Raw genomic sequence first — 14,896 nt, forward strand, 5'->3', positions numbered from 1 at the left:
TCCCGCTTCGACCCCAGGAGGTGAGCGCCGTGACCTCGCGGAGGCGTCCCATGACGACGGCCCTGACCCCGGCGCCGGGCATCGGCGTCGAGTCCTTCGCCCGGGCGGGCGGCCTGCACCCGGACCTGGTGCGCAGGCTGGTCGCCCTCGGCCTGCTGGAGCCCATCGACCGGTGCGGGGATGAGCTGAGGTTCGCGCCGTCGCAGCTCGTCGTGCTCGGGCGCATCGAGCGCCTGCACGAGGGCCTGTCGCTGAACTACGCCTCGCTGGGCGTGGTGCTCGACCTGCTCGACCGCATCGCGGAGCTTGAGGCGGCCCTGCGCCGTCACGCCTCATCGACGACGGGAGTGTCATCGTGGACCCGAACCGACTGACCCAGAAGTCGCAGGAAGCCCTGCACGACGCGCAGACCAAGGCGATCCGCCACGGGCACACCGAGGTCGACGGCGAGCACCTGCTGCTGGCCCTGCTCGGCCAGCAGGACGGACTGGTGCCCCGGCTGCTGACGGCGGCGGGCGGCGACCCGGACAAGCTCACCCTGGAGCTGGAGTCGGAGCTCCAGCGGCGTCCCAGGGTCGGCGGCCCCGGCGCCTCCCCCGGCGAGGTGTACGTGACCCGCCGGCTGTCGCGGCTGTTCGACCAGGCCGACCAGGAGGCCAGGCGGCTCAAGGACGAGTACGTCTCGGTCGAGCACCTGCTGCTCGCCCTCGCCGACGAGGGCGTCGAGACCTCGGCCGGGCGGCTGCTGCAGGGGCACGGCATCGCCCGCGACCGGCTGCTCTCGGTCCTGACGCGCATCCGCGGCAACCAGCGGGTGACCTCCGCGCATCCCGAAGTCGCCTACGAGGCGCTGGAGAAGTACGGCATGGACCTGGTCGCCGCGGCCGGGGCGGGCAAGATGGACCCGGTCGTCGGGCGGGACGCCGAGATCCGCAGGGTCGTGCAGATCCTCTCCCGCAAGACCAAGAACAACCCGGTGCTCATCGGCGACCCCGGCGTCGGCAAGACCGCGATCGTCGAGGGGCTCGCCCAGCGCATCACCCGCGGCGACGTCCCCGAGGGGCTCAAGGACAAGACGATCTTCAGCTTGGACATGGGGTCGCTCATCGCGGGCGCCAAGTACCGCGGCGAGTTCGAGGAGCGGCTGAAGGCCGTGCTGACCGAGGTCAAGGCGTCCGAGGGACGCATCCTGCTGTTCATCGACGAACTGCACAACGTCGTCGGGGCCGGGGCGAGCGAGGGCGCCATGGACGCCGGCAACATGCTCAAGCCGATGCTGGCCCGCGGCGAGCTGCACCTGATCGGCGCGTCCACGATCGTGGAGTACCGCAAGCACATCGAGAAGGACGCCGCCCTGGAGCGCAGGTTCCAGCCGGTGTTCGTGGAGGAGCCGTCGGTCGAGGACGCGGTGTCGATCCTGCGCGGCCTGCGCGAGCGGCTGGAGGTCTACCACGGCGTCAAGATCATGGATGCCGCGATCGTCGCGGCGGTCGTGCTGAGTCACCGGTACATCTCCGACCGCTTCCTGCCGGACAAGGCCATCGACCTGGTGGACGAGGCGTGCGCGATGCTGCGCACCGAGATCGACTCGATGCCGGCCGAGCTGGACGAGCTGACGCGCCGCGTGACGCGCCTTTCGATCGAGGAGGCGGCGCTGGCCAAGGAGGACGACCCGGCGAGCGCCCAGCGGCTGGAGGGCCTGCGCAGGGAGCTGGCCGACCTGCGGGCCGAGTCCGACGCCATGCGCGCGCAGTGGGAGGCCGAGCGGCACGCCCTGAGGAAGGTGCAGCAGCTGCGCCAGGAGATCGAGACGGTGCGGCGCGAGGCCGAGCGGGCCGAACGCGGGTACGAACTCGACCGGGCCGCCGAGCTGACGCACGGCACGCTGCCGGAGCTGGAGCGCAGACTCCGCGCGGCCGAGGAGCAGCTGGAGTCCAAGCAGGGCGCCCACCGGCTGCTGCGCGAGGTGGTGACCGAGGAGGAGATCGCCGGCATCGTCTCCCGGTGGACCGGCATCCCCGTCAGCCGCCTGAAGGAGGGCGAGCGGGAGAAGCTGCTGCGGCTGGAGGAGATCCTGCACGAGCGGGTCGTCGGCCAGGACGAGGCGGTGAAGGCGGTGGCGGACGCGATCATGCGCGCCCGGTCGGGCATCAAGGACCCGCGCCGGCCGATCGGCTCGTTCATCTTCCTCGGCCCCACCGGGGTCGGGAAGACCGAGCTGGCCAAGGCGCTGGCGCAGGCGCTGTTCGACACCGAGGAGAACATGGTCCGCGTCGACATGAGCGAGTACCAGGAGCGGCACACCGTCAGCCGGCTGGTCGGCGCCCCGCCCGGGTACGTCGGCTACGAGGAGGGCGGCCAGCTCACCGAGGCGGTGCGGCGCAAGCCGTACTCGGTGGTGCTGTTCGACGAGATGGAGAAGGCGCACGCCGATGTGTTCAACATCCTGCTCCAGGTGCTCGACGACGGGCGGCTGACCGACGCGCAGGGCCGCACGGTGGACTTCCGCAACACCGTGATCATCATGACGTCCAACATCGGGTCGCAGTTCCTGATGGACGGCGTGACCGCCGTGGGCGAGATCGACCAGCCGGCGCGCGACCTGGTCATGGCGGACCTGCGCGGGCGCTTCCGCCCGGAGTTCCTCAACCGGGTGGACGACACGGTGCTGTTCAAGCCGCTGACCGAGCCGGAGGTCGAGCGGATCGTCTCGCTGATGTTCGACGACGTCAGGACGCGGCTGGCCGACCGGATGATGAGCCTGGAGGTCACCGGGGCCGCGCTGCGGTTCATCGCCGAGCAGGGCTTCGACCCGGTGTACGGCGCCCGCCCGCTGCGCCGGTTCATCGCCCGCGAGGTCGAGACGCGCATCGCCCGCGCGCTGATCGCCGGGGACGTGCGGGACGGGGCGGTCATCCGCGTCGAGGTGACCGACGGCGATCTCGTCGTCTCCTACGACAACCCCGGCGGCGCGTGACCGCCGTCGGGATGGCCGAGGCTGATCGTCATTCGGCGCGCACCGGTGCTCTCGTCGCCGGGGGACCGCCCGGCGTGATCGTCCCTCCGGCGGTCGTCAAGGAATTTCGTCCACGGCGGAACAGGGCTCGCGGCAATTCGCCGGAAGCGGAAAAAGCGCGGCCGGTGACGCCGACAGTGAAAAAGCTGTCGGCCGGCCGGAACGCCTGGCACCGTTGAAGACGTAATTCGCCGTGCCGGAAAGGCGCGGCGTTCACGCGTCCGATTCGGGAGCAGGTGGCAATGGTGTCCTCCGGCGTTCATTCCTTTGATCCGTTCGCGTCCGCCGGCGCGGGCCGCGTCGTGGGTTCGCACCCGGTCGAGGCGCCCCCGCCGGGGATGCTCGACGTCCTGGGCCAGCGACTGCTGCGCGAGCGCATCGTCTTCCTCGGAAAGGAGGTGGACGACGATATCGCCAACAGAATCTGCGGCGAGCTTCTTCTGCTGTCCGCCGAGGATGCCAAGCGGGATATCTTTCTCTACATCAACTCGCCCGGCGGCTCCGTTTCCGCCGGAATGGCGATTTACGACATCATGCAATATGTCCCGAATGACATCTCCACGGTGGCGATGGGGCTCGCCGCCTCGATGGGGCAGTTCCTGCTCTGCGCCGGAACGGCGGGCAAGCGTTACGCGCTCCCGCACACCCGCATCCTGATGCACCAGCCGCTGGGCGGCATCGGCGGCACGGCCTCCGACATCAAGATCCAGGCCGAGCAGATGCTCTACACCAAGAAGCTGCTGGCCGAGCGCATCGCCTTCCACACCGGTCAGCCGGTGGACCAGATCGAGCGCGACTCCGACCACGACCGCTGGTTCACCGCCGAGGAGGCCCGCGAGTACGGCTTCATCGACAAGGTGGTGGGCAGCGCCGCGCTGGTGCCCTCCGCCGGCCCGGTGTCCTGACCCGAGACGAGGAGGGGACAAGCCCATGTCAGAACGCCGACCCGAGCTCTCCGCCGGCGTGGCGCCCATCGCCGCCAGGTACGTCGTGCCGTCCTTCACCGAGCGCACGACCTACGGCGTCAAGGAGATGAGCCCGTACAACAAGCTGTTCGAGGACCGCATCATCTTCCTCGGCGTGCAGATCGACGACACCTCGGCCAACGACGTGATGGCCCAGTTGCTGACGCTGGAGTCGCTCGACCCCGACCGCGACATCAGCATCTACATCAACTCGCCGGGCGGGTCGTTCACGGCCATGACCGCGATCTACGACACCATGCAGTTCGTCCGGCCCGAGGTCCAGACCGTCTGCATCGGCCAGGCGGCCTCCGCCGCGGCCGTGCTGCTGGCGGCCGGCGCCCCGGGCAAGCGGGCGGCGCTGCCGCAGTCGCGCGTCCTGCTCCACCAGCCGTCGATGGAGGGCAGCTTCGGCCCCTCCAGCGACATGGAGATCCAGGCGCGCGAGATCATCCGCATGCGCGCCCTGCAGGAGGAGCTCCTCGCCCGGCACTCGGGCCGCACGGCCGAGAGCGTGCGCGCCGACATCGAGCGCGACAAGATCTTCACCGCCGAGGAGGCCAGGGCGTACGGCCTGGTCGACGACATCTTCGCCAACCGCAAGCGCGTCGCCGCCCTGGTGCGCTGACATGACGACGGCGCCGCCCGCGGGGATGCATCTCCCCGCGGGCGGCGCCGTTCGCCCAGGTCAGACCTGGCCGGCCTTCTCCAGGCCCTCGCAGCAGGTGCCGACGATCAGCCGGGTGACCACGTACGGGTCGCAGTTGGCGTTCGGGCGGCGGTCCTCGATGTAGCCGTGCTTGTCGACCTCGACCTGCCACGGGATGCGCACCGAGGCGCCGCGGTCGGAGACGCCGTAGCTGAACTCGCTCCACGGGGCGGTCTCGTGCATGCCGGTGAGCCGCTTCTCGATGCCCGAGCCGTAGCCCGTGATGTGCTCCTGGGCCTTCTCGCCCAGGGCCTCGCAGGCGGTGATGATGGCGTCGTAGCCCTCGCGCATGGCCTTGGTGGAGAAGTTGGTGTGCGCGCCGGCGCCGTTCCAGTCGCCCTGCACCGGCTTGGGGTCGAGCGTGGCCGACACGCCGAAGTTCTCGGCGATGCGGTAGAGCAGCCACCGGGCGATCCAGAGGTGGTCGGAGACCTCGACCGGCCCGGCCGGGCCGACCTGGAACTCCCACTGACCGGGCATGACCTCGGCGTTGATGCCGGAGATCGCCAGGCCCGCGGTCAGGCAGGCGTCGAGGTGGGCTTCGACGATGTCGCGGCCGTACACCTCGTCGGCGCCGACGCCGCAGTAGTAGAAGCCCTGCGGGGCGGGGAACCCGCCGACGGGGAAGCCGAGCGGGCGGCCGTCCTTGAAGAAGGTGTACTCCTGCTCGATGCCGAACCAGGAGTCCTGGTCGGCGAAGCGCTCGGCGACCGGGGTGAGCAGCGCCCGCGTGTTGGTCGCGTGCGGCGTCATGTCGGTGAGCAGGACCTCGCACAGGACGAGCACGTTGTCGCCGCCCCGGATCGGGTCCGGGCAGGTGAACACCGGCTTGAGCACGCAGTCGGACGCCTTGCCCGGCGCCTGGTTGGTGCTGGAGCCGTCGAAGCCCCAGATCGGCAGGTCGGCTCCGTCGGCAAGAATCCTGGTCTTCGACCTGAGCCGGGCGGTCGGCTCGGTGCCGTCGATCCAGATGTACTCGGCCTTGTAGGTCACGACGATCCCTTCAGCAAGGCAGACCCCTCTCGTGTCCGCAACGCCGAGGTTTCCAATCAGCCGTTTCGGAGCTGTTGCCCGTTTATGAACGCCGTGTGAAATGGTGTCAGGGACGCAGTGGCTTTGCTCACACGTCCTCGCTGGTCAGCGCCATGATCGGGTGGGAAGGTCTAGGCCTGTGGCGCCGCTGGCGAGGCTGTCTCCTCGGCGAGGACCAGGGCCGGCAGGCCGGGGAAGCGCGCGTCCAACTCGGCCCTGCGCAGCCGGTCGAACCGGCGCGGCCCTCTGTCCGGTCGAACACTCGCGACTCTACCTCTCACACCCCGCGTCGCATGGCGCGGGTGCCCCACGTCAGGCCGATCGCGGCGACGGCGGCCGCGGCGGCCACCCCGTACAGCACCGACAGGTCGGCGAACCGTCCCGCGAACAGCGCCCGTTCCGCCTCGACGACGTAGGTCACCGGGTTCAGCGCGGCGGCCGTCCGCAGCCAGGCCGGCCCGTGGTCGATCGGCAGCAGCACGCCCGACAGCAACATGAGCGGGAACGCCACCACCTGCGTGACCGCCCAGAACAGCTGCCCGCTGGGCTGGGAGGCGATCGCCAGCACGAACGACAGCGAGCCGAGCCCCGTGCCGAACACGATCAGCAGCGCCAGTGCGGCCAGCACGCCCGCCACGGGCAGCCGCAGGCCGAGCGGCACCGCGAGGCCGATGAGCACCGCCGCCTGGGCCAGCAGGATCACGAACTCCTTCAGAATGCGCCCGACCAGCATCGCCGCGCGGTTGAGCGGGGTGACGAGCATCCGCTCCATCGAGCCGCCCAGCAGCTCTATGAGCAGCGAGTATCCGGCCAGCATCGGCCCGGACAGGCACATCATGATGAGCGTCCCGGGCACGAACCACTGCCACGGCGAGGTCGCCCCTTCGGCTCCGGCCCACCCGCCCTGGCCCGTCGTGCCCGCGAGCAGCGGGCCGAACAGGAACAGCAGCAGCAGCGGCTGCGCCATGGCGAAGACCGTGCTGTACGGTTCGCGCAGCGCGGGGACGATCTCCCGGACGAAGACAGTGCGGGTGTCCTGGAAGAAACGCCGGCTCATGCCCATCCCTCCTTCCGGCCGTCCCGGCCGTCGCGCCCGTTCTGGTCCTGATGGTCCTGATGGTCCTTCGGGCCGTCCTGATCGGCGGACCCGGCCGGCCCCGCCGTGGGGCCGTGGCCGGCATCGTCGCTCTCGAGCAGGGTGCGCCCGGTGAGCGCGAGGAACACGTCGTCGAGCGTGGGCCGGGCCGTCTCGGCGGCGGCCACTCGCACGCCCGCCTCCTCCAGCGTCCGCAGGTACGCCGGCAGCGCCACGGCGGCGTGCGGCACCCGGATCTCGACGGCCGTCCCGGACACGCCGACCCCCTCGGGGCCGGCGACGCGCTCGGCGGTGACCGCGGCCCGCGCGGCGTCCTGCTCGGACGCGCAGGTCACGGTGATGCGGTCGCCGGCCAGGTCGCTCTTGAGCTTCTCCGCCGTCCCGTCGGCGATGATCCGGCCACGGTCGATGATCACCACCCGCTCGGCCATGCTGTCGGCCTCCTCCAGGTAGTGGGTGCTCATGAACAGCGTCGTGCCGTGCTCGGCGCGCAGGCGCAGGATGTGCCGCCAGATGTCGGCGCGCCCGCGCGGGTCGAGCCCGGTCGTCGGCTCGTCCATGAAGAGCAGCTCGGGCCGGTGGACCAGCCCGAGGGCGATGTCCAGACGCCGGCGCTGCCCGCCGGACAGGGTGCCCGGCCGGCGGTCGGCCAGCGCCTCGAGCTCCAGCATCCCGAGCACCTCGTCGGCCCGCCGCCGCGCCACCGGGACGGGCAGGCCGTAGCAGCGTCCCTGCGTGACCAGCTCGTCGCGGACGCGGAAGCTCTCGCCGGCGCTGTTCCTCTGCCCCACGTACCCGATGCGGGCGCGCACCCCGGCGGGGTCGGACACCACGTCGCGGCCGGCGACGGTCGCGGTCCCCGAGGTCGGGGGCAGCAAGGTGGTCAGCATGCGCAGGCTGGTGGACTTCCCGGCGCCGTTCGGGCCGAGGAAGGCCACCAGCTGTCCGGGCTCCACGTCGAGGTCGATACCGCGGACGGCCTCGACGGTACGGCGTCGCGCCGTGAACCGCCGGGTCAGTCCTCGGGCATGGATCATCGTCCCCTCCTCAAGGGGTTGCGGGCGTTCACGGGCATGGCGAGAGAACCCCGGCCGGGGGTGTTTCGGTGATGATTCATCTTCGACCGGCCCGGCCGGAACTGGCAAACATGAACGTCGCATTCACATACGGCCGCCACCTGCGGGAACGCCTTTCACCGCCATTCGGGAAAAGGCCGTCGCGGTGGCGAATTCCTCCGCCGCGGACCCCTCTGACCTGCTCTTTCCCGGCGGGACAGGGAAAAGGCGAAAAAAGATCCGAGGGCTGCCCGCCCGCCCGCGCGTCCGGCCGGTACGGACGTCCGGGGGGCGCCGTCAGCCGCCGGTTTCCAGGGGGACGCGGAGCCAGTACGGGGAGCGGGCGCCGGGCAGGTAGGGGCTGTCGAGGCGCTTGGCGAGGACGGCCGGGATGCCCTGGTCCCCGGCCACCTTCAGCACGGCCTCGCCGTCGCCGGGGAACCACGGGGTCGGCTGCCAGTGGCGGTCGCGCAGGGACAGGTGGTCCAGCGTCCTGCGCCGGTCGCGGTAGGACCTGCCGAGCAGGTCACCGGTGTTGAGCCGCAGCACGTCGAAGATCATGTAGATCACGGTGCCGCCGACCTCGGCGATCCGGCCGTCCAGCACGGCGGGCAGGCCCCAGGCGGCCTTGCCCAGACCGGCGAGCTCCTCCAGGCCGGGAGTGGTCCGCGGGGTGAGCGGCACGCCGTCCGCGCCGATGAAGCGCGCCTTGCCCTCGCCCAGGATCGCCAGGGCGCGGGTGCCGCCGAGGTCGAACTCGAAGCCGTACGCCTCCTGGTCGCGGGGCGGCCGCTTGCGGTCCTCCGCGAGCATGGGACGCAGGCCGTCGGCGGGCGGCAGCCCCTCCCGCGGCGGCGGGTCCATCCGGTGGATCATCCAGTTCTTGCCGTCGGTCGGGAACAGCACGTACCGGCCCGAGGACCGGGAGCCGTGCAGCACGAACTTGATCTCGCGGTCGGTCCACTTCTCGGTCTCGTAGGTGCCCCGGTCCCAGATGAGCATCAGCCCGCCGCCGTACTCGCCCGCGGCGATCTCGCCCTCGAACGTCGCGTACTCCAGCGGGTGGTCCTCGGTGTGCACGGCCAGGTGGTTCGGCGTGCGGTCCAGCGGCAGGCACTTCGGGATCGCCCACGACACCAGCACGCCGTCGCGCTCCAGCCGCAGGTCCCAGTGCAGCCGGCGGGCGTGGTGCTCCTGGATGACGAAGGTGTCGTCGTTCCCGGTGGGCGGCGGCCCGGGCTCGGGGACGGGTTCGGGGGTGCGGGCGGCGTCGCGCTTGCTCCGGTAGGTGTCGAGCTTGTCGGCCGGCATTGCCGGTTATTACCCACACTCGGGCGGCGCGCACCTCCGTATCGCCTGTCCGGGCGTCGATCCCGTCCAGCCGGGTCGGCCTTCGACCACGCCGCCGGGACGGCCCTCGACCATGCCCCGCCGGTCAGCTTTCGGCCCCGGCCGCCGGCTCCTTCCGCGGATCGGGGACCTCGGGTCCGGCGGGCGGCGCGCCAGGCGCGTCCTGCGGGACGGCGGCGGCCGGGTCGTGCGGGACGGGGGTCCAGGCGGCGGTCAGCGCGCCCCCGAGCAGCCCGAGGACCATCCCCAGCAGGAAGCCGCCGACGTTGACGTAGACGACCGAGGCGATCGACAGCAGGATCGCCACGACGCCCAGGAACACGCGCTGCGCCGGCTGGAAGACGATCAGCACGCCGAGGGCGATCATCGTGATCGAGAGCAGGTACGCCAGCCCCGCCTCCACCGAGTGGACGATCAGCGGTAGCGCGTCCAGCGAGAAGGGCAGGCTGATGAGTTCCACCCCGGCCAGCAGGGTGAGCAGGCCGCCCCAGAACGGCCGCGAACGCCGCCACGCCCTCATCGCCGCCCGCCCTCGCGGCCGTGCGGCGGGAGCCCCGGGGGCGCCGGGAGCGTCGTTCACGCCGGGCGTCCCGTGCGGGCCCGGGCGCTCGGGCAGGGGGTGGCGGTCATCGGTCGTCAGAAGCACTCGTGATCGCCCAGCAGGACTCGGAGCGTCAGGTTGGGCAGGTCGAGCCGTGCGGCGCTGAGCGCCAGGAAGACCTGCCGGTTGTTGCGCGAGACGACCTTCGGCGCCTGCACGCCGGGCGTTCCCGGCGGGCCGGTGATGCCGGGGATCTGGTCCAGCGTGCTGGCGTCGCGGCCGAGTTCGATGCCGGTGTAGGTGACATCGCCGGCGATCATGGTCGTCTTGATGACCTGGCGGATGGCGACGACCGGCCGCCCGTCGTTCCCGGCGGTGGTCCGCACGGTCACCGGCCCGATCGGGGTGTTCAGCAGGTAGCTCTGGCACAGGTTGAAGGTCTCGAGGCGCCCGCTGGCGACGATGTAGACGGGGATCTTCTGCCCGTCCTTGGTCTCCACGAAGCCGCCGAACTCCTCGTCCCCGAACGCCTTGACCAGGTCGGCCGACGACTTGATCGGCGTCCCGGCGACGACGAACGACGCGCCGACGGCGCCCTGCACGGTGGCGCCGACCAGCATCGTCGCCGCGGCCGTCGCGGGGATGAAGATCATCGCGAAGCGCTTCCACCGTACGCGACCCTGTTCACGCATGGCCACACTCCATGTCGCCGGCAAGCTGACGGACACCTGCCGTGACGATCGGCACGGCTACCAGGCGAGCATGAGGATCAGCCGCTCCTCCGATCAACCGGCCACGCCGGATATCGTCGTACGTTTGCGCTGATCAGCGGCCGGTGGGCGAGAAATGGGCCCGGAAGGAAAAGATCTTGACAGGGCTCTGGGCTACCCCTGACGCGGCCCCCGGCGCCCCACGGGCCGGCCCGGACGTCGCCCCGGCCGCGAGCCTGGCGGCCCGCGCTCCGCCGTCCAGGTCGCCACGCCCGATGTCCGCGACCGGTGTCAGGCGCGCCACGGCATGTGCTGGAGCGTCCAGGTGTTGCCGTCCGGGTCGGCGAAGAAGGCGTAGTAGACGCCGCCCATGTCCTCGACGGGGCCCACCTCCGCGCCGCGCGCGATGAGCGCCGCGCGTGCCTGCTCGATGTCGCTCACCACCAGGTGCAGGGCGCGCAGCGAGCCGGCCGGCATGTCGGCCATCGGAAGGCCCTCGGTCAGGGTGATCGAGCAGGCGGAGCCGGGCGGGGTCAGCTGGACGACCCGCACCCCCTCCGCCGGCCGGACGTCGACGTCCACCGCGAAACCCAGCTTGTCGGCGTAGAACGCCTTGGCCCGGTCGATGTCGGAGACGGGCACCGGCACCAGTTCGAGCAGATACGCCCCAGGACGTACGGGCAGCGTGACGCCCGTCGGCGCGGCGTCCTCGACGGTCTCTCCGGGCTCGGCCTTCGCGTCATGGGTCTCGGTCATCGTGATCCGCCTTCCGTCATGTCGTCGAGCAAGGTCATCGTGGGCGTCGGCGTCACCGATATCGTCCGCGCACGCCGCGATACCCCAGTGTGATGCCGCATGCTCACGGAAGCCGCACTCGGCGTGGCCGGGCGATACTGGTGAGCATGGGACGAGAGGAGCTCGCCGTCGCGTTCGACGCCTTCGAGCGGGCCGGCTGGCGGGGCCGCAGCGAGGCGTACAAGCAGGGCGTCGCGGTGCTGACCGCCCGCCTGATCGAACCGGTGCTGGACGAGGCGCGGGTCGGCGCCGGCAGCCGCGTCCTGGACGTCGGCTGCGGCCCCGGCGGGGTGAGCGCGGCGGCGCTGGCCCGGGGAGCGGAGGTGACGGCCGCCGACGCCGAGCCCGAGATGGTCGCGGCCACCGCGCGGCGCCTGCCCGGCGTGCGGGTCGAGCACGCGATCCTCCCGGTCCTGCCGTTCGGGGACGGAGAGTTCGACGCCGCCGTCGGCAACCTCGTCATCAACCACGTCGGCGACCCGCGCGCCGCCGTACGCGAACTGCGCCGCGTCGTCCGCCCAGGCGGCAGGGTGGCGCTGACCTCCTGGTACTACCCCAAGATGCGCGCCACCGTCGTCTTCGACGAGGCGGTCGCCGCGGTGGGGGTGCCCCGGCCCGCCGACGTCCCCGAGAAGTCCCCCTTCCAGGCGTACGGCACCCCGGAGTCGTTCGCGGGGCTGCTCCAGGACGCCGGGTACACCGAGGTGCGCGCGCGGACGCTGGAATGGGAGCACACGGTCGACCCGGAGGAGTGGTGGACCGCCATCCTCACCGGAACCGCCCGCACCGCCGCCGTGATCGCCCGGCAGAACCCGGCCACCATCGAACGCGTGAAAGCCGCCTACCACGCCATCCTCGCCCCCCACCTCACCGAGGACGGCCGCGCCACCCTCCCCGCCGCCGCCCTCCTCACCTCCGCCACCCGCTGACCCGGCGACGTGGCGACGAAGGCGATGGCGGAGGTAACGGTCGCCCGGTCCGGCGATCTGGCGCGGTAGACGTGGACCGAGAAGGTCACGGGCGCCGCACGACCTTCACCGCGGCTCGACGGTCGCGAAGACTCCCCGTGCGGTCGTCCCGTCCGGCCAGGTCCACCCGGCGACGAGGTCTCCGGGCAGGCTCCGCGCGGCATCCGCCGGTCGCAGGACGCGGTTGACCCGAACCTCGCCCCCATCGCCAGGGGCGGTCGCGTGCACGGTGACGGTCGGGTCCGGGGTGTCGCTCTGGCTCTGGTGCTGCGGGATCGCCTCGCCGCGCAGCAGGGCGCGCAACCGCGCCATCACCACCGGGTCGTGCACGCCGTCGTAGATCCAGCGGGTGCCGAGCACCCCGTGCTCGGAGGTGCCGATCAGCGCCTCGCCGGTAACCTCCTCCAGCGCCGCGTCGCGGTACCCCATCGGCACCAGATACGCGACCGGTTCCCGTCCGGCGGCGTCCACCACGACCATGAACTCGATGCCGACCGCGCCCTCCGGATCGTCCAGGCGGAACCCGCCGGCCCTGACCGGCTCCGGCGTTCCCGCCTCGCCCACGTACCAGCTCTGCTTGGGCAACCACCCGGCGAGCAACTCCAGCTTGGTGGGCGTCATGGTGGTGTGGTGGATGAAGGCCATGCGTACTTCCTCACGCGCAGGGGGTGGGCCCGTCCTCCAGCGGGAGGGCGCCCTTCCGAAACGCTCCCTATTCCAGCACCTTTCGGTATCCGGGTGTCACCGGCGGAGACGTCCGGGACGGCACCCATGGCGCACCGGCGAGGGACCCGCTCCCCGAGGCGGCACGCCGCGACAAACCGCCAATATGCGGAGAAATACGGACGAAACGTGATCGTCGGATCATGGCAATAGATCACGCCCACACTTGCCTCCAGAGATCTTGGAGGTGTCTGTGGACTACAGCAGGCGTGGATTCCTCACCGCCGTCGGTGCCTCGGGCGGCGCCGGCGCACTCCTGGCCACGATGGGCGCGCTCGGACTCGCGCCCACGGCCGAGGCGGCGAGCCGCACCCGGTTCGACCCGCCCCGGCCGTCCGACTTCACCCTCACCGGCAGAGGGGCGAAGAAGGTGATCGTCCTCGGCGCGGGCGTCGCCGGCCTCGCCACCGCCTACGAACTGGGCAAGGCGGGATACGACTGCACCGTCCTGGAAGCGCTCGACCGGGTCGGCGGCCGCAACTGGACCATCAGGGGAGGCGACCGGATCACCGAGCTCGACGGGTCCACCCAGATCGCCCGCTTCTCCGATGGCATCTACATGAACGCCGGCCCGGCGCGGCTCGCGCAGTGGATGGTCACCATGGACTACTGCCGCGAGCTGGGCGTCGACCTGGAAGTGTTCACCAACTCCAACGCGCAGACCTACATCTTCAACGCCTCGGCCGGGATGACCGCCCCGGTCACCTGGCGCACCGCGAAGGCGGACGTCTACGGCTACATCTCCGAACTGCTCGCCACCGCCACCGACGGCGGCGCGCTCGACGCCAAGCTGACCGCGCAGGACAAGGACCGGCTCCTCACCTTCCTGCGCGGCTTCGGCGCGATCGGCACCAAGGCCAACGGATACGCCTACACCGGCAGCGGCGACCGCCGCGGGTACAGCACCGACCCCGGCGCGGGGGAGCAGCCGGGCGTCCCCCTCGGCCCCGTCCCGTCCCTGTCGGACGTGCTCGCCAGCGGCGTCGGCCAGCGCTTCTCCTTCGAGCTCGGCTACGACCAGGCGATGCTGATGTTCCAGCCGGTCGGCGGCATGGACGCCATCCCCAAGGCGTTCGCCGAGGCCATCGGCAGGCACAAGATCTGGCTGCGGTCGAAGGTCACCAGGATCACCGACCTGCCGAACGGCGTCGAGATCGAGTACCAGGACAAGAACGGCAAGGTCCGCACCGTCAAGGGCGACTTCTGCGTGGCCGCCATGCCGCCGCACCTGCTCGCCAGGACCCCGCACAACCTCGGCCCGGACGTCCAGGCGGCCCTTGCGACGCCGACCGTCACCTCATCCGGCAAGATCGGCCTGGAGTACCGCCGCCGCTGGTGGGAGACCGACGAGAACATCTACGGCGGCATCACCAACACCGACCTCGACCTGTCGGTCGTCTGGTACCCCTCCTACGGGTACGGCAAGCGGCGCGGCCTGGTCATCGGCTACTACAACAACGGCGCCAACCAGGACGCCTACGCCGCGCTCCCGCACGCCGAACGGGAGAAACGCGCCATCGAGCAGGGCATGAAGATCCACGGCGCCAAGTACCGCGACGAGCTGGTCACCTCCGTCTCGGTGTCGTGGAAGCGCCAGCCGTTCATCGAGGGAGCCTGGGTCGGCTGGCCGTCCCGCACGGGCGCCTACCAGCTTCTCAACAGGCCGGCCGGCCACGTCCACTTCGCGGGCGACTGGCTCAGCTACCTCATCGCCTGGCAGGCCGGCGCCCTGGAGTCGGCCAGAAAGACCGTCACCGACCTCCACCAACGCGTCCTCGCCCACTGACCGCCCGCGCCCCCGCAACACCGCTCCCCGCCCGGGCTCCCTCCCCGCCCGGGCCGGGGGGCGGCCACAGAAGTCCGCCGGCGCGGCTCTCCATCCCCGGTTTGCTGGAGGGGACCGCGCCGGGTCGGCGGGTCGGTGCGATGGGCGCCTCGG

The 14,896-nt window shown here is 71.4% G+C and carries 15 protein-coding genes; 7 read left to right on the top strand and 8 right to left on the bottom strand.

The window, feature by feature from the left end:
* Positions 1 to 50 precede the first annotated feature (50 nt).
* The 5 genes from ACFQSB_RS05715 (at position 51) to ACFQSB_RS05735 (ending at position 4,606) form a co-directional block, all read left to right on the top strand.
* A complete protein-coding gene (locus ACFQSB_RS05715) occupies positions 51 to 374 on the top strand; it encodes a chaperone modulator CbpM (RefSeq protein ID WP_380824695.1) in 324 nt (107 codons plus the stop codon).
* Positions 356 to 2,977 (top strand): ATP-dependent chaperone ClpB, encoded by a 2,622-nt coding sequence (gene clpB, locus ACFQSB_RS05720; RefSeq protein ID WP_380824697.1) that lies wholly within the window; start codon positions 356 to 358, stop codon positions 2,975 to 2,977. Before ACFQSB_RS05715 ends, clpB begins: the two co-directional genes overlap by 19 nt.
* The gene (locus ACFQSB_RS05725) at positions 2,974 to 3,195 is read left to right on the top strand and encodes a hypothetical protein (RefSeq protein ID WP_380824700.1); all 222 of its coding nucleotides are present in this window, start codon (positions 2,974 to 2,976) and stop codon (positions 3,193 to 3,195) included. Before clpB ends, ACFQSB_RS05725 begins: the two co-directional genes overlap by 4 nt.
* A gap of 159 nt (positions 3,196 to 3,354) precedes the next feature.
* Positions 3,355 to 3,921 carry an ATP-dependent Clp protease proteolytic subunit gene (locus ACFQSB_RS05730; protein WP_354838747.1) on the top strand — a complete coding sequence of 189 codons (567 nt, stop codon included), beginning with the start codon at positions 3,355 to 3,357 and terminating at the stop codon, positions 3,919 to 3,921.
* 25 nt (positions 3,922 to 3,946) lie between these two features.
* Positions 3,947 to 4,606, top strand: coding sequence for an ATP-dependent Clp protease proteolytic subunit (locus ACFQSB_RS05735; protein ID WP_380824702.1), 660 nt, complete (start codon positions 3,947 to 3,949; stop codon positions 4,604 to 4,606).
* Between the two features lie 60 nt (positions 4,607 to 4,666).
* On the opposite strand, the gene glnII is transcribed toward ACFQSB_RS05735, so the two are convergent.
* The 7 genes from glnII to ACFQSB_RS05770 form a co-directional block, all read right to left on the bottom strand.
* Positions 4,667 to 5,680 carry a glutamine synthetase gene (gene glnII, locus ACFQSB_RS05740; RefSeq protein ID WP_354838234.1) on the bottom strand — a complete coding sequence of 338 codons (1,014 nt, stop codon included), beginning with the start codon at positions 5,678 to 5,680 and terminating at the stop codon, positions 4,667 to 4,669.
* A gap of 316 nt (positions 5,681 to 5,996) precedes the next feature.
* A complete protein-coding gene (locus ACFQSB_RS05745; protein WP_380824704.1) occupies positions 5,997 to 6,776 on the bottom strand; it encodes an ABC transporter permease in 780 nt (259 codons plus the stop codon).
* On the bottom strand, positions 6,773 to 7,852 hold the full coding sequence (locus ACFQSB_RS05750; protein ID WP_380824705.1) for an ATP-binding cassette domain-containing protein: 1,080 nt from the start codon (positions 7,850 to 7,852) through the stop codon (positions 6,773 to 6,775). The genes ACFQSB_RS05745 and ACFQSB_RS05750 overlap by 4 nt, the downstream gene beginning before the upstream one ends.
* 315 nt (positions 7,853 to 8,167) lie before the next feature.
* Positions 8,168 to 9,181, bottom strand: coding sequence for a DNA polymerase ligase N-terminal domain-containing protein (locus ACFQSB_RS05755; RefSeq protein WP_380824706.1), 1,014 nt, complete (start codon positions 9,179 to 9,181; stop codon positions 8,168 to 8,170).
* A gap of 124 nt (positions 9,182 to 9,305) precedes the next feature.
* A complete protein-coding gene (locus ACFQSB_RS05760; protein WP_380824708.1) occupies positions 9,306 to 9,740 on the bottom strand; it encodes a DUF6114 domain-containing protein in 435 nt (144 codons plus the stop codon).
* 116 nt (positions 9,741 to 9,856) lie between these two features.
* The gene (locus ACFQSB_RS05765) at positions 9,857 to 10,453 is read right to left on the bottom strand and encodes a DUF6230 family protein (protein ID WP_380824710.1); all 597 of its coding nucleotides are present in this window, start codon (positions 10,451 to 10,453) and stop codon (positions 9,857 to 9,859) included.
* Positions 10,454 to 10,762: 309 nt separating this feature from the next.
* Positions 10,763 to 11,227 carry a VOC family protein gene (locus tag ACFQSB_RS05770; protein WP_380824711.1) on the bottom strand — a complete coding sequence of 155 codons (465 nt, stop codon included), beginning with the start codon at positions 11,225 to 11,227 and terminating at the stop codon, positions 10,763 to 10,765.
* A gap of 146 nt (positions 11,228 to 11,373) precedes the next feature.
* Between ACFQSB_RS05770 and ACFQSB_RS05775 the strand changes: the two genes are divergently transcribed.
* Complete coding sequence (locus ACFQSB_RS05775; RefSeq protein WP_380824712.1) at positions 11,374 to 12,195, top strand: class I SAM-dependent methyltransferase; 822 nt, start codon at positions 11,374 to 11,376, stop codon at positions 12,193 to 12,195.
* A gap of 105 nt (positions 12,196 to 12,300) precedes the next feature.
* On the opposite strand, the gene ACFQSB_RS05780 is transcribed toward ACFQSB_RS05775, so the two are convergent.
* Positions 12,301 to 12,879 (bottom strand): maltokinase N-terminal cap-like domain-containing protein, encoded by a 579-nt coding sequence (locus ACFQSB_RS05780; RefSeq protein ID WP_380824713.1) that lies wholly within the window; start codon positions 12,877 to 12,879, stop codon positions 12,301 to 12,303.
* A 271-nt stretch (positions 12,880 to 13,150) separates the two neighbouring features.
* Between ACFQSB_RS05780 and ACFQSB_RS05785 the strand changes: the two genes are divergently transcribed.
* Positions 13,151 to 14,743, top strand: coding sequence for a flavin monoamine oxidase family protein (locus tag ACFQSB_RS05785; RefSeq protein ID WP_380824716.1), 1,593 nt, complete (start codon positions 13,151 to 13,153; stop codon positions 14,741 to 14,743).
* The last annotated feature ends 153 nt before the right edge of the window (positions 14,744 to 14,896 follow it).

The organism is Sphaerisporangium rhizosphaerae (assembly GCF_042665155.1).
Lineage (GTDB): Bacteria > Actinomycetota > Actinomycetes > Streptosporangiales > Streptosporangiaceae > Sphaerisporangium > Sphaerisporangium rhizosphaerae.

Bases quoted from the DNA above. Each gene is read 5' to 3' on its own strand.
- ACFQSB_RS05730 (WP_354838747.1), top strand. From the start codon at position 3,355: ATGCTCGACGTCCTGGGCCAGCGACTGCTGCGCGAGCGCATCGTCTTC.
- ACFQSB_RS05780 (WP_380824713.1), bottom strand. From the start codon at position 12,879: ATGGCCTTCATCCACCACACCACCATGACGCCCACCAAGCTGGAGTTG.
- ACFQSB_RS05735 (WP_380824702.1), top strand. From the start codon at position 3,947: ATGTCAGAACGCCGACCCGAGCTCTCCGCCGGCGTGGCGCCCATCGCC.
- ACFQSB_RS05750 (WP_380824705.1), bottom strand. From the start codon at position 7,852: ATGATCCATGCCCGAGGACTGACCCGGCGGTTCACGGCGCGACGCCGT.
- ACFQSB_RS05760 (WP_380824708.1), bottom strand. From the start codon at position 9,740: ATGAGGGCGTGGCGGCGTTCGCGGCCGTTCTGGGGCGGCCTGCTCACC.
- ACFQSB_RS05755 (WP_380824706.1), bottom strand. From the start codon at position 9,181: ATGCCGGCCGACAAGCTCGACACCTACCGGAGCAAGCGCGACGCCGCC.
- ACFQSB_RS05765 (WP_380824710.1), bottom strand. From the start codon at position 10,453: ATGCGTGAACAGGGTCGCGTACGGTGGAAGCGCTTCGCGATGATCTTC.
- ACFQSB_RS05715 (WP_380824695.1), top strand. From the start codon at position 51: ATGACGACGGCCCTGACCCCGGCGCCGGGCATCGGCGTCGAGTCCTTC.
- ACFQSB_RS05745 (WP_380824704.1), bottom strand. From the start codon at position 6,776: ATGAGCCGGCGTTTCTTCCAGGACACCCGCACTGTCTTCGTCCGGGAG.
- ACFQSB_RS05775 (WP_380824712.1), top strand. From the start codon at position 11,374: ATGGGACGAGAGGAGCTCGCCGTCGCGTTCGACGCCTTCGAGCGGGCC.
- ACFQSB_RS05770 (WP_380824711.1), bottom strand. From the start codon at position 11,227: ATGACCGAGACCCATGACGCGAAGGCCGAGCCCGGAGAGACCGTCGAG.